Genomic DNA, 14,394 nt, shown 5'->3' with positions numbered 1-14,394 from the left:
TATTTTAATGCGCAATAAAGAAAAGTAGTTTAACAGAAGAATTGAGAAATTAAAATTCCTTATCCTCAAAATAATTAACCACCAGCGCCACCATATAACTATAGCTCATAATTCCCTTCGACTGGTTGTTTGCTTTTAAAAATTGATCCCAAAACGCCTTTGAAAAGGTTTCAAAGGGATTCTGATAACGATCCCAGAATTCACGCATCTCTCGATAACTTTCTAGAATACCAAAGTTGATTGTAGGCAATAATTCATGGTATTTATCAATATCGCGTCGTGCAATTTCATTGACACAATATCGCAATGCAAAAATATAACCAGAATACTGTATATAAGGATCATCATTATGAATCGTTGCCAATGTCGCAATAAAGTTGGCTTCATTTTCGGCTGCATAACCTATTTGGTGGGCTTCCTCATGACAGCTTACCACAGGAAACTTATAGGTTTTAATCAGATTATTTACCTGTGCTTCCCCAGAAAACGGATTGTAATAGCCACTATACCCCATGTAGGTAAGCCCAGTACTCCAGCCACTTTTTTTAATACTTCGCGGTGAGTAGGCGAGTTGTGGAAATTCTGCTTCCAGATTTTTATAACCGTTTAGCGATTTTTTAAAGATTTCCTTTTGTGTATAAGGTAAATCAATTTTTATACTGTCTTTATACCCTAACTGGCGGTGCATCGCATTTGCTTTTACAATCAATCTCTCTGTAGTTACAATTAATTGTTGTGTAGTATAATCGCTCTCCAGAGCTAAGGTTTTATGAAGCGGTTCTCTGTAATAATTTAATCCCCATAAAAGATTAAACATAAAATATACAACAGACATGGTCGCCATAATCTCAACAAAAAACCAGATAGGTTCACTTTTAAGCCTTCGAAAGTTTTTATACATCCATCGTATTGCGAAAAGAACAATAAGAAGATAGAAAATATCTCCTATGGAGAATGGGAGCCATCCAAAAAGATAGCGAGACACTTTTGAAATTATTGGATAGATTCCACGACTGTAGTAATTTTCTACAAAAGATGGGTAGTTAGATAGAATTTTTAGTCCAAAAACCTGCACAATTAATAATGTAGCAATAAGTAGTTTTCTTCTCTTCTGAACCCGGGTTTGTTTCAAATGTTATGATTTTGTAAAAGTGTCCCTAAAAATAGGAAATCCAATGTAACTTTACTTTCTACATTGAAACGATTTAACAAAAAATATAAAACAACCTAATGAACGAAGCGATACGAGACCTTGAACCTAAAGCCCTTTGGAATAAATTTGCAGATTTGAATGCAGTACCCCGACCTTCAAAAAAGGAAGCTCGTGTGATACAATTTATGAAAGACTTCGGAAAAAATCTGGGATTAGAAACTTTTGAAGATGAAGTTGGAAACGTAATCATTCGAAAACCGGCAACAAAAGGCATGGAAGATCGCACACCAATTGTAATGCAGTCACATTTGGACATGGTGCATCAAAAAAACAACGACACTACTTTTGATTTTGACACTCAGGGCATAGAAATGAAAATTGATGGTGACTGGGTACGCGCAAAAGGAACTACGTTGGGAGCAGACAACGGTCTGGGAGTTGCAACCATTATGGCAGTTTTAGAAAGCGATACTATTGAGCATCCTGCTTTGGAAGCCTTATTTACTATTGACGAAGAAACCGGTATGACCGGTGCCATGGGATTGAAGGGAGGTATCTTGAAAGGAGATATTTTATTAAATCTTGATACCGAAGAAGACGATGAAATTGGTGTGGGTTGTGCAGGTGGTATCGATGTGACCGCAAAGAAAAATTATCGAGAAACGGAACCTCTTGAAAACTCTACAGTTTTTACAATTACTGTAAAAGGATTACAGGGAGGTCACAGTGGGATGGATATTATTAAGGGATTAGGGAATGCTAACAAATTGATGAACCGCTTGCTATATGTTTCAGATGAAGTAGCACATCTTTCAGAACTAAAGGGAGGAAGTCTTCGGAATGCTATACCAAGGGAGAGTGTAGCTACTGTAGTAGTTTCAAACGAGTATAAAAATGCATTTCTTTCAGAATTTAAAAGAGAGGCCCAGTGTATTCAGGAAGAATACAAGCTGTTAGAACCGGAACTATCTATTACTGCTGAAGAATCAAAAGCTTCCGTAGAAAAAGTAATGGAAAAAAAAGAGCAAACGGTATTGCTTAAAACTATTTATGCGGCACATAATGGTGTTTACAGAATGAGTCCAGCAATTGAAGATTTGGTAGAAACTTCCAATAATATTGCAAAGGTGACCGTAAAAGACGGAAGTATCAAGGTTGAATGTTTAACACGTTCTTCGGTGGCGTCATCAAAAGAAGACTTGTCTAATGTATTAAAAGCAGTCTTTGAGCTTGGCGGATTTGAAGTCAGTTTTTCGGGAGAATACCCAGGTTGGGCGCCCAATATGGATAGCCCGATCTTGAAAGTATTAGATGGATTATATGAAAAAATATTTGGGAATAAGGCACATGTGGCTGCGTGTCATGCCGGATTGGAATGCGGAATACTGGGACAGAATTATCCAGATATGGATATGATCTCTTTTGGACCCACCATTAAAGGAGCGCATTCTCCAGATGAGCGGGCAAGTATTTCTTCGGCACAGAAATATTGGAAGTTTGTTTTGGAAATCCTGAAGCACATTCCGAAGAAATCAGCATAGAAGTTTAACAACAAATTAGCGCGTATAAATATAGGGACTGCACTATATCAAGTATCTTTAAGTCACTATTAATTAAAAAATAAGAAACCAATGGGATTATTCACATTTATTAAAGACGCCGGAGCAAAGATTTTTGGCGGAAAAACCTCAAAAGAAAAAGCTGCTGAAGTAAAAGCAAAAGATGCAGCCAGAGAAGCAGCAGAAGATAGAGAAGCAGAACAGCAATTACGTGCTACATTAATGCGCCTGGATCTAGAAGTTGAAAATTTAGGCATCACTATTAAAGATGATATGGCTAAAGTGACTGGGAAAGTTGCAAGTCAGGAGATACGTGAAAAAGTAATTTTAGTCATAGGAAACTCGGCTGGAATAGCAACAGTAGATGACGACCTTGAGGTAGAGAAGAAAGCACCAGAAGCTATTTTTCACACGGTGGAAAATGGAGATACCCTAAGTAAAATTGCTAAAAAAGTATATGGAAATGCAATGAAATATCCTGTCATATTTGAAGCAAATAAACCTATGTTAAGTGATCCAGACAAGATTTATCCAGGACAGGTATTACGAATTCCTAATTTGGATTAATTCGACTAAGATTTAAACCTATTATTAAATCCCTGAAATAGCTAATTCAGGGATTTTTTATTCCTATTTTTCTGAAAGTTCTTCAGGTCATTTGTGACTATAGCTTAAATTTTGTTACTATTTTTAACGTATGAAAGTTACTACTATTTTATTGGCAATGTTTGCTCTTATTTCATGTAAAGAAAAAGAAAAAACTCTTACCGCTCAATTGATTATTGATGAAGCAATTAAAACGGCCTGTTCTGGAAATTGTGAACATGCAACCATCGATTTTACATTCAGAGATAAAAAATATAGAAGTCACAGGAGCGGCGGAGCATTTGTTTTAGAACGTTTTTATGCAGATAGTACAGGGAATTATAAAGATGTTTTAACCAATTACGATTTTAAACGCTTTAAAAATGATAGTATGCTGCAGCTTGCCGATTCAACTAGAGTTGCATTAAGTAACAGCGTAAATTCTGTCCACTATTTTGCGCAATTGCCTTTCGGATTAAATGCTCCAGCGGTGCATAAAGAATTGATAGGGAAGGTAGCAATAAACGGAGCACCTTATTATGCTATAAGGGTTACTTTTTCTGAAGAAGGCGGCGGGACAGATTTTGAAGATGTTTTTGTCTATTGGATCCACGAAGAAAATAAAGCAGTAGATTATTTTGCTTACAGCTATGAGGTAAATGGTGGCGGAATTCGTTTTCGGGAAGCGTATAATGACCGATATATCAATGGGATTCGATTTGTAGACTACAATAATTATAAACCTGAAAGTTTAGAAATTGAACTAACCGATTTGCCCAAACTATTCGAATCTGGAAACCTCAAATTACTTTCAAAAATTGAAACTGAAAATATAAAAGTAGCAGTAAATCGCTAATCCACTGTTTCAATAGTTGCAGTACTATTATTTTTATGTACTCTAACGATGTAAACCAAACCGTTTTCGGTATCACTCATGTCTTGATACTTCGAATTGCCTAAAATTGCGTTTACAAATTGAGGCGTTGTATTGCTATGACCCACGATGAGTACATTTTTACCATCGGTAGCCTTTCGAAATGTCTCATTGTACAAAGTTCTGGGATCGTACGAACTAACAGCAACTCCAATCATAGCTGCTGTAGGTTTGGCAGTCTCTTGAGTTCTATTGTAATTGGTTGCATAGACCGCATCTAGCTCTTTATCTTTAAAATAGGTAGCCCAGCGATCTGCTCTTTGTTTTCCTTCTTCAGTAAGACTGGGGTCTGAATTTGAAGGATTGGTGCGGTCCTTTTCTGCATGCCGAATTAAATAATAGGTCGAAGTAGCATCTTGTAGAGCATCTTCAGTTTTGTTTTTTTCTGAAGAAAAGTTACATGCAAAAAAAATGGGCAAGCAAAATAAAAGAAAGGTTTTCATACTTTGGAGTTTCAATTCCTAAAGATACAAAAACCATACTTTTAATCTTTACGTATCTATTGTAGTTTTTTAAGGTTAATAAAAACGAAGCCCCCATTTTCAAAATCCGCTATTTTTGTGAGTAGCGGATTTTTATCTTTTGAATCGTTATGAAAAATATAACACTTTTTGCTCATTTTTTAGCGAAACCTTATACCTAATTGTCTGTGTTCTAAAGTATCTTTATATAAACTTAAAAATAAAAAAGCTATGAATACAGATCAGTTAAAAGGAAAATGGAAACAAATCAAAGGAAATGCTAAGCAACAATACGGCATAACCTTTAATGACGATGAAACTTTTTCAGAAGGTAAATACGACGAGATGGTCGGAAAAATTCAGGAAAAGTCTGGAAAAACAAAAGAAGAAGTGAAAAAAGAAATTTCTAGCTGGTAATATAATTTGTTAGAAATGAAAAAGCTCCAAATTAATATGATTTGGAGCTTTTTTTATATTATAAAACCTGTGATGCAGTGACTATAGAATAAGTTACCATAAGAGCTGTAATAAAAATTATATACAATCCTAAAATTTGATTGCGCACATTTCGTGTTTCAATTTTTTCTGAAGGATTTGATTGAGTTTTCATGACTGTTAGTTTTATTGATTGTTATTAATATGACGAGCAAGATTCAATTTTTGTTACATTTTTCCGATGTTTTTTTTCTGAACCCAATTCTTTGCCATAAAAAAAACCACCTGCAATCCAAAGAGTACAGGTGGCAAACTAACCAACCAATTGGGTTATTCTCGTGAGCGATAGCATCACGACAGGCAACCCAAACCTGTTATGAATTTACAAGGTCTCCCTGATTTCTAAAAACTAATTCTGAATTAAAACTATCCAGTAAAATAATACTCTCTGTTGTAATTTTTCCTGAAAGTATTTCCTTAGAAAGCGCATTCAATACTTCTTTTTGGATTACTCGTTTTACAGGGCGCGCTCCAAATTGTGGATCGTATCCTTTTTCTGAAAGATAAGCAATCGCTTCGTCTGTAGCATCTAATGTAATTCCTTGCTTCAATAGCATTTTTGAAACTCCTTTTAACTGCAATCCGACAATCTGCTTAATATCTTTTTTGTTTAATGGTGTAAACATGATGATATCATCAATTCGGTTTAAAAACTCTGGACGTACCGTTTGTTTTAGTAAGCCAAGCACTTCTACTTTCGCGCCTTCCATTGCAGTTTCAGGATCTTTGATACTTTCAAACTTCTGCTGAATAATATCGCTTCCCATATTGCTAGTCATAATGATGATCGAATTTTTAAAATCGGCAACTCGTCCTTTGTTATCGGTTAACCTTCCTTCATCCAAGACTTGTAATAATATATTAAATGTATCTGGGTGTGCTTTTTCAATTTCGTCCAGTAGCACAACAGAATATGGTCTTCTTCGAACCGCTTCAGTTAGCTGTCCGCCTTCATCATACCCTACATATCCCGGAGGTGCTCCCACCAATCTACTTACGCTGTGACGCTCTTGATATTCACTCATGTCAATACGTGTCATTGCATTTTCATCATCGAATAAATATTCGGCTAATGCCTTTGCAAGTTCGGTTTTACCAACTCCAGTGGTTCCCAAAAAGAGAAAACTTCCAATAGGTTTTTTAGTATCCTGTAAACCAGCACGACTTCGACGAATAGCATCACTTACGGCTACGATGGCTTCCTCTTGTCCAACTACACGTTTGTGTAATTCAGTTTCAAGTTTTAGCAATTTTTCGCGATCACTTTGTAGCATTTTAGTTACTGGAATCCCAGTCCATTTTGCCACCACTTCGGCAATATCCTCATTAGTGACTTCCTCTTTAATAAGAGAAGTTCCATCCTGACTTTCGGCTAATTGTTTTTCTAATGCTGAAAGTTTTTCTTGCGCTTCTTTGATCTTTCCGTAACGAAGCTCTGCTACTTTTCCAAAATCTCCATCACGTTCTGCTCTTTCTGCTTCGAGTTTATACTCTTCTATTTCAGTTTTATACTGCTGAACGTTTTCTACAACTTCTTTTTCAGATTTCCACTTTGCATTGAGCTCGTTGCGTTCTTCTTTTAAATTCGCAAGATCTGCGCGAAGATTTTTCAACTTGCTTTCATCTTTTTCACGCTTGATCGCTTCAATCTCAATTTCAAGCTGCATGATCTTTCTATCTAACACGTCGAGTTCTTCTGGCTTGGAATTTATCTCCATTCGCAACTTACTCGCTGCTTCATCCATTAGGTCAATCGCCTTGTCTGGTAAAAACCGATTGGTAATATACCGTTGCGAAAGTTCTACTGCCGCGATAATTGCTTCATCTTTAATCCGTACTTTATGGTGTGTTTCGTACTTTTCTTTGATTCCGCGAAGAATTGAGATAGCACTTTCAGTATCTGGTTCATTCACCACAACTTTCTGAAAACGTCTTTCTAACGCTTTATCTTTTTCAAAGTATTTTTGATACTCATCCAATGTGGTAGCACCAATCGCGCGTAGTTCACCTCGTGCTAATGCAGGTTTTAAAATATTGGCTGCATCCATAGCACCTTGTCCGCCACCGGCACCCACGAGTGTATGAATCTCATCGATAAAGAGAACAATATCTCCATCACTGCCCGTCACTTCTTTAATCACTGCTTTTAAGCGTTCCTCAAATTCACCTTTATATTTTGCACCTGCAATGAGTGCTCCCATATCCAAAGAGAAAATTTCTTTCGATTTTAGATTTTCAGGAACATCTCCGTCTACAATACGATGTGCTAATCCTTCGGCTATGGCTGTTTTACCAGTACCTGGTTCGCCTACCAACATTGGGTTGTTCTTTGTTCTTCTGGATAATATCTGAAGAATTCTACGTATCTCTTCATCTCTTCCAATAACAGGATCTAATTTTCCATCCTGTGCTAACTGATTCAGGTTACGAGCATATTTATTGAGAGAGTTATAGGTTTCTTCAACACTTTGAGACGTCACCCGGTCACCGCCACGCAATTCTTCGATAGCACTTTTTAACCCTTTTTCGGTAACTCCCTGATCTTTTAATGTTTGTGCAATGTTACTTTTTGATTTATAAATAGCAATAATTAAATGTTCGATAGAAGCATATTCATCGTTCATTTTTTTAGCTATCAAACTAGCTTCATTTACAGTTTTTCCAGCTTCACGGGAGAGCATAATATCACCCCCAGAAACTTTAGGTAAGCTTTGCAGTTGTTTGTCGAGCACTTGTTGTAACAAGCCTATGTTAACATTCAGTTTTTTTAAAATGAATGGGGTCACATTTTCATCAACTTCAAAAATGGCTTTTAATAGGTGTTCATTTTCGATTTGCTGATGCCCGAAGCCTTGTGCAAGTTGTTGAGCCTGCTGAATTGCTTCTTGTGAATTTATAGTATAATTGTTAAAGTTCATAATGTATTGTGCGCTCTTCAACTATCACTCAGAGTAAAAGTAGGAGCACCTTTGTTTAAAGTTTTATAAATTAATCTGAGAACAGATCATATGTTTATAGTTGTCAATTTCTAAACGTTCTATTTCAAAACTTGAGCCAACTTAAAAATAGGACAAAATGTCTTTAAAAGCACATAAAATAGGTGTCAATTTGACGGTTCTCATCTGTAAGTATATCTCATTATAAACGACTAGAGAACTCGTATATTTGCAAAAAAGAACACTATGTTTGGATTATTTGGGTCTAAAGACTCTTCTGAAAAAAAAGAAAAAGAAGCATTACCATGGCAGGCACTCACCAGTATGGATCAATTAGATAGTATTGTTGAAGCCTCAAACTCAATTCCCATAGTGATTTTTAAACACTCTACACGATGTGGAATTTCGAGAATGGTGTTACGTAATTTTGAGAGTACTTATGATATTGATTCCTCGCAGATAAAACTATATTATCTCGATCTATTAAATTATAGGAATATATCTGATGAGGTTGGCTATAAATTTCAGGTGGTACATCAGAGTCCGCAATTGATCGTCATAAAAAATGGAGTCGCTGTCGCCCATGCTTCGCATCATAGTATCCGAGCAGAAGAACTTACAAAATTTGTATAGAAAAAACCCCTCAATTGAGGGGCTTTTTTTAGTAAAATCTATTTTCTTGTAGTATTTCTGTTAACCGTATTTTAATGTCGGTTCCGGCATCGTAGACCATTTGTTCATTCGATGGAAACGGAACAAAATCAAATCGTATCAAGTCGAGATCTTCTTTTAATAATGCACGTTTATCCCCTCTGTATTTAGCAAAAATATTCTCGAAGATAAATTCGCTACTCAAAGGAAATCGGTCGATATCTCTGCCACCATTTAAGTCTCGATAGATCACGTCACCACCAACCAGTACTGATTTGGTTTGTTGAGTTACTGTAACTCTTGCGGTTACATTTTCGAATACATCAATTTTAATATCATTCCCCAAACTATCTTTCATTACATTTCCGTTTCGGTCAAGTTTGTATTCCCAACCAGTTTTGATGCGGTCTTTCCTGTTGTACTCCCGTTCATTAATACGCTCTGGTGAGATAGCAATATCTTTAAAACTATAGACAATTCCGAAGTCATAATCGATATCATTTTGCTTTTCACTATGATACACTGTCCAGAAATCATCTAGGTTATAGGTACTAAAATCAAGCAAGTCTCTTTCTAATCTTCGTGGAATTAAAATTCCTGTTCGATTTTGAAGTGTTACAAAAACAAAATCTGTCCCAAAGTAATGAGCATCTTCCATACGCTTTGCCACATCTTTATAATTTGATCTTAATGATGAAAGTTCTGTAAATAAAGTGTGGGCACGCCTATAATCTTGCTTTTGACCACGCTCCATGTAGGATAAAGCTTCAGTATATAAAGCTTCTAGAAAATTATTTTTTGCAATTATGATCTCCTCATTATAATCTACAATATCAAAATTTGCATTGCGTTTTAGTTTTCTATTGTATAATGGCAATAGCGGTCGTATTTGACTTTGTAAGTAGTCTAGGTTGGTATAGATCTCATAAATTTCTCTGGCAGCCGTAGGTGAGTCGTCTTTTTTCAGAAAAGAAACTCTTCGCAACTCATCATCTACCAATTTTTTAAAGGCTCTTTCTGCAGAGAGGATCAAATCTGCACTTTGTCTGCTATCTTTATCTTTGGCAAGTTTTTTTACTGCCAGTTCGATAGCTTGCTCATAATTTCCTTGAGAAAGAAACTTTTCGGTTCGTTTGGCACTATTACATCCTATGAGTAAGAGTGCAATACTAAGTAAAGTAATAGTGTGTCTCATAGTATGAAAATTTTAAGTTATATAACTTAAAATACAATTGCTATGCCATAATCATAACTAATTGGCAGGAAGCACTTTACCTTTGCATTCACCAAAACCAATCCTGATTCCATTTTTTTCTGAATGCGCTCTCATTATAACTGTATCTCCGTCATTTATAAATTTTCGCTCGCCACCATCACTTAATGTAATAGGCTTAGTTCCTTTCCAAGTAAGCTCTAGCATAGATCCATAACTATCTTCTGTAGGACCTGAAATGGTTCCACTTCCCATCATATCGCCACTACGTACATTACAACCATTAACCGTATGGTGTGTTAATTGCTGTGCCATGGACCAATACATATATTTAAAATTCGAATTACAAACAACTGTCTCAATACCCCCTTGAGGCTTGATGGCTGCTTGTAATTTAATATCGTAGGCCATGTTATCTGGCTGTTGCAAATAGGGTAGCGGTGTAGGATCTTGTTTTGGACTTTTAGTTCTGAAGGGTTGTAAGGCATCTAAAGTTACAATCCATGGAGAAATAGTGGATGCGAAACTTTTACCTAGAAAGGGCCCCAGCGGCACGTATTCCCACGCCTGAATGTCACGTGCACTCCAGTCATTAAATAATACTAATCCAAAGATATTTTCTTCGGCTTCTTTGATAGGAACACGTTTTCCTAAGTCGTTTGTAGCCGTCGTAATAAATGCCATCTCCAATTCAAAATCCAACAACTTTGAAGGGCCAAAACCAGGAACTCCATCATCTCCAGGTTTGGTTTGACCTACAGGTCTTCTAACGGCGGTTCCAGATGGAATGATCGAAGAACTTCTACCGTGGTACCCAATAGGGATATGTAACCAGTTAGGTAATAACGCATTTTCCGGATCACGGAATAAAGAACCAACATTGGTTGCATGTTCTTTACTCGCGTAGAAATCTGTGTAATCACCTACATCAACAGGTAATTGCATTTCTATTTCATCCAGACGAAAAAGCACTTCTTTGCAATGCTCTTTGTTTTTACGAAGTTCATCGTTGCCTTTTAAGAATAAGTCTGAAATACGATTTCGAACAAGTCTCCAGGTTTTTCTACCATCAGCAATAAAATCATTTAAACTGTCCTGTAAAAAGATATCATCGGTAAGTTCTATATCTTTAAAATACCCAAGCTGGTGGAGTGCCCCCAGATCGATCGCGGTGTTTCCAATCCTCGTCCCAATGGTAATTACATCATCACGAGTTAAAAAAACCCCAAACGGAATGTTCTGAATAGGGAAATCTGAATTATGCGGCACATCGAGCCACGTGATACGTTTTGGGTCATTTGCAGTTAAGGGCATAACGGTTCGTTTTTTTTATTGTTGGTAAAATGTTGATCAAATATATAATTTCTGAATAACTAACCATAGTCATTTTGTATTTTTGGATATTATTAACCTTTTATCAATTGTATGCAACGAGACGAACAGATTTTTGAACTTATTGAAGCGGAAAAAAACAGACAAATCAACGGATTAGAATTAATTGCTTCCGAAAACTTTGTTAGTGAACAAGTGCTAGAGGCTGCTGGCTCTGTGCTTACCAATAAATACGCCGAAGGGTATCCAGGAAAGCGATATTATGGAGGATGTGAAGTCGTGGATGAAGTTGAACAGATTGCAATTGATCGCGCTAAAACCCTTTTTGGCGCCGAGTATGCTAACGTACAGCCACATAGTGGCTCTCAAGCCAATACGGCTGTATTTGCAGCCTGCTTAAAACCCGGCGATACATTTCTGGGATTCGATCTGTCTCATGGAGGTCATTTGACACATGGATCTCCCGTAAATTTTAGCGGAAAGTTATACAATCCTGTTTTTTATGGAGTGGAAGAGGAGACAGGAATGCTGGATTACGATAAGATCGAAGCAATAGCGATAAAAGAAATGCCAAAGATGATCATTGCAGGCGCTTCGGCCTATTCGCGTGAGATCGATTATAAGCGTTTCAGGCAAATTGCAGATAAAGTAGATGCAATTTTGATGGCAGATATTGCGCATCCTGCAGGTTTGATTGCTAAAGGTATTATTAGTGATCCTATTCCGCATTGCCATGTGGTGACTACGACTACTCATAAAACCCTGAGAGGTCCTCGCGGCGGAATGATTTTAATGGGGAAAGACTTTGATAATCCGTTTGGGTTAACACTAAAGAATGGCTCTCTTCGGAAAATGTCTTCATTGTTAGATAGTGGGATTTTTCCTGGAAATCAAGGAGGTCCCTTAGAGCATATCATTGCAGCTAAGGCAATTGCATTTGGTGAGGCATTGACAGATGAGTTTTTACATTATATGGTGCAGGTAAAAAAGAATGCCGCAGTCATGGCTGAAGCTTTTGTGCAAAAAGGATATAAAATTATTAGTGGAGGTACAGACAATCATATGATGTTAATTGACCTTCGGAATAAGAATATTACAGGGAAACAAGCGGAAGAAGCTCTAGGAAAAGCTGAAATAACTGTCAATAAAAATATGGTGCCTTTTGATGATAAATCTCCCTTCGTTACCAGCGGAATTAGAATTGGAACTGCTGCGATCACAACGCGTGGATTAAAAGAAAACGACATGCAACAAATTGTAGATTTCATCGATCGCGTGATTACTAATTCTGAAGATGTTACTGCATTAGAAAAAGTAGGACAGGAAGTACACGAAATGATGAGTCATAGGCCTTTGTTCGTAGCTTAACTTGTTTTATTTTTCTAAAACAACAGAGCGACGACTCCTAGTGCTTTTCTAACATATCTTTTTCAAGAAACTTATTCACTTAATGGGATCACTTACTGGCGTTCGAGATGATAAGTATTTTTAGTTATTTGGTCTCGGTTCAGGATCTGGAAATACAGTAGCCTCATACGCACCAGCGTCTGGCGGGTTGTTTCGTATCATTCCATTGAGATCAATCTGAGGCATCACATTGGATAATCCTATATTTTCGGCACCAGAAGTTCCCATTTCGATATTAAAATTGTTATTCTGTGTATTCTGAAATACAGGATCTTCATTCAAAACTATATTCGTATAAAGAGCTGTATTACTAAAATCGTACAACGGATTATCAATAAAATCACCATTCGGATCTTCAAATCGGATAAGTGTATTGGTTAGATTATAGTTGAAAGCAGCCGATGGCTCTACGACAAAGCCTAATTCACGACGTTCGTTTCCGTAGATAATACAATTCGTGAAATTCGCTTCAATAAGATCTTCTACAACGAATTCTGTTTCGCTCACCTGTAATACATTATCAATCTGTACAGCCGGGAAGCTTCTAAAGCTATTGGTCCAGTAATTTGCGAAGGTACAATGGTTAAAGTTGTAGGTGCCTCCCAGAGAAGCCGACAGCGCTGCTTGCCCGCAATTATTCACAACAACATTTTCTCCATAGACATTTCCGTTTCTGGCAAGAATTCCTACATTGGCGATGTTATAGATTTCAACATTTGAAAGCGTTAAGGTTCTGTCGCCATCATTGCTATCCATTAAAATGCCCACCACCGAATTCTTTATCGTCACATAGCTAAATTCATTATCGGTACTTCCAGCAGTACACCAGATAGTTCCCCATTGACCAGGTACATCGGCAAATGTTGGTTCCAAACGATCTCCTTCAAAAATAATCTGATTTTCCATTGCTTCCGGATCTGTACTCGGCGCTCCATTTGCTTTGATCGAAGCTGTATTGGCCACTAAGATTCCGCTATTGGCATGACTGAATATTCGTGCTCCAGGCTCTACAGTAAGCGTTTGGCCAGGAGGTACCGCTGCGTATCCATAAATTACATACGGTTTCTCGTTTGTAAAAGTAAGCTGATCATCTTCCAGAAAAAATCCTTCAATTAAGATATCCTCACCATTTGCATCCATACCCAGGTTAAGCGTCTCGATGGTGCCATCTGAAGCTTGTTCTGGAAAGAGGAAGACCGCATCTTTTACAAGTGTTACGAGCTCAACATTTTGCTGATTAGGTCCTGCATCAAAAACAATCTGGTCCGTATATAGAAATTCAGTGTCGTTTCCAGGAACTGTATTGATATCGAACGTAGTCTCAACAAAAATGAAAATACTGTCTTTGGCTAAGATTTGAATATCCTCAAAAGATTTTCCAGGTAATCCGTCGACGTTTAGACGGTAGTTAGACGCTTCACCCTGACCTAAAGCAATGGTTGGAATATTGATATCTTCATCGCTTCTGTTATAGACTTTTAAATTATACGTGCTAGAACCAATATTGGTAAAGATTGTATCCAGAAAAACAGTATCTCTTGAAAATTCAAGATCACCAGTGCTTGCCACACTTTCAAAGTCATTACGACACGAAGTCCACAAAACGAGGCAACCCAAAATTGCCAAACCATACAGGTATTTCATTCAAACAAAATTTTCAGTAAAAAT

At 37.0% G+C, this 14,394-nt stretch carries 13 protein-coding genes; 6 read left to right on the top strand and 7 right to left on the bottom strand.

The features are described 5' to 3' along the window. Window positions 1-49: 49 nt before the first annotated feature. Window positions 50-1,132, bottom strand: a complete 1,083-nt coding sequence (locus ACFQO1_RS07755; protein ID WP_380217423.1) for a DUF3810 domain-containing protein — start codon at window positions 1,130-1,132, stop codon at window positions 50-52. 98 nt (window positions 1,133-1,230) lie between these two features. Here ACFQO1_RS07755 and ACFQO1_RS07750 point away from each other — a divergent pair, with 98 nt between their 5' ends. The 3 genes from ACFQO1_RS07750 (at window position 1,231) to ACFQO1_RS07740 (ending at window position 4,153) form a co-directional block, all read left to right on the top strand. Next, a complete protein-coding gene (locus ACFQO1_RS07750) occupies window positions 1,231-2,694 on the top strand; it encodes an aminoacyl-histidine dipeptidase (RefSeq protein ID WP_380217422.1) in 1,464 nt (487 codons plus the stop codon). A 90-nt stretch (window positions 2,695-2,784) separates the two neighbouring features. Continuing rightward, window positions 2,785-3,279 (top strand): peptidoglycan-binding protein LysM, encoded by a 495-nt coding sequence (gene lysM / locus ACFQO1_RS07745; RefSeq protein ID WP_380217421.1) that lies wholly within the window; start codon window positions 2,785-2,787, stop codon window positions 3,277-3,279. 130 nt (window positions 3,280-3,409) lie between these two features. Next, a complete protein-coding gene (locus tag ACFQO1_RS07740) occupies window positions 3,410-4,153 on the top strand; it encodes a DUF6503 family protein (protein ID WP_380217420.1) in 744 nt (247 codons plus the stop codon). Here ACFQO1_RS07740 and ACFQO1_RS07735 read toward each other — a convergent pair. Next, window positions 4,150-4,674 carry a SixA phosphatase family protein gene (locus ACFQO1_RS07735; RefSeq protein ID WP_380217419.1) on the bottom strand — a complete coding sequence of 175 codons (525 nt, stop codon included), beginning with the start codon at window positions 4,672-4,674 and terminating at the stop codon, window positions 4,150-4,152. The genes ACFQO1_RS07740 and ACFQO1_RS07735 overlap by 4 nt on opposite strands. 249 nt (window positions 4,675-4,923) lie before the next feature. On the opposite strand from ACFQO1_RS07735, the gene ACFQO1_RS07730 reads away from it, so the two are divergent. Continuing rightward, window positions 4,924-5,109: a CsbD family protein gene (locus ACFQO1_RS07730; RefSeq protein ID WP_380217418.1), complete on the top strand. Its 186-nt coding sequence runs from the start codon at window positions 4,924-4,926 to the stop codon at window positions 5,107-5,109. Between the two features lie 58 nt (window positions 5,110-5,167). Here ACFQO1_RS07730 and ACFQO1_RS07725 read toward each other — a convergent pair whose 3' ends face one another. Both ACFQO1_RS07725 and clpB read right to left on the bottom strand, forming a co-directional pair. After that, complete coding sequence (locus tag ACFQO1_RS07725) at window positions 5,168-5,302, bottom strand: hypothetical protein (protein WP_380217417.1); 135 nt, start codon at window positions 5,300-5,302, stop codon at window positions 5,168-5,170. A 199-nt stretch (window positions 5,303-5,501) separates the two neighbouring features. Then, the gene (gene clpB / locus ACFQO1_RS07720; protein ID WP_380217416.1) at window positions 5,502-8,105 is read right to left on the bottom strand and encodes an ATP-dependent chaperone ClpB; all 2,604 of its coding nucleotides are present in this window, start codon (window positions 8,103-8,105) and stop codon (window positions 5,502-5,504) included. A gap of 264 nt (window positions 8,106-8,369) precedes the next feature. Between clpB and ytxJ the strand changes: the two genes are divergently transcribed. Continuing rightward, window positions 8,370-8,756: a bacillithiol system redox-active protein YtxJ gene (ytxJ, locus tag ACFQO1_RS07715; RefSeq protein ID WP_380217415.1), complete on the top strand. Its 387-nt coding sequence runs from the start codon at window positions 8,370-8,372 to the stop codon at window positions 8,754-8,756. Window positions 8,757-8,784: 28 nt separating this feature from the next. Here the strand turns inward: ytxJ and ACFQO1_RS07710 are convergent, their stop codons facing one another. Further along, window positions 8,785-9,969 (bottom strand): hypothetical protein, encoded by a 1,185-nt coding sequence (locus tag ACFQO1_RS07710; protein WP_380217414.1) that lies wholly within the window; start codon window positions 9,967-9,969, stop codon window positions 8,785-8,787. Between the two features lie 57 nt (window positions 9,970-10,026). Next, a complete protein-coding gene (gene fahA / locus ACFQO1_RS07705) occupies window positions 10,027-11,301 on the bottom strand; it encodes a fumarylacetoacetase (protein WP_380217413.1) in 1,275 nt (424 codons plus the stop codon). A gap of 111 nt (window positions 11,302-11,412) precedes the next feature. Between fahA and glyA the strand changes: the two genes are divergently transcribed. Further along, window positions 11,413-12,687, top strand: coding sequence for a serine hydroxymethyltransferase (glyA, locus tag ACFQO1_RS07700; RefSeq protein ID WP_380217412.1), 1,275 nt, complete (start codon window positions 11,413-11,415; stop codon window positions 12,685-12,687). A gap of 120 nt (window positions 12,688-12,807) precedes the next feature. Here glyA and ACFQO1_RS07695 read toward each other — a convergent pair whose 3' ends face one another. Beyond that, window positions 12,808-14,370, bottom strand: a complete 1,563-nt coding sequence (locus ACFQO1_RS07695) for a hypothetical protein (protein WP_380217411.1) — start codon at window positions 14,368-14,370, stop codon at window positions 12,808-12,810. Window positions 14,371-14,394: the final 24 nt, after the last annotated feature.

Origin of the sequence: Jejudonia soesokkakensis, assembly GCF_042664795.1 — a bacterium.
Taxonomy (GTDB): Bacteria; Bacteroidota; Bacteroidia; order Flavobacteriales; family Flavobacteriaceae; genus Jejudonia; species Jejudonia soesokkakensis.
Note: the sequence above shows the minus strand (reverse complement) of the source record. Positions and strands in the feature narration are given on the sequence as shown.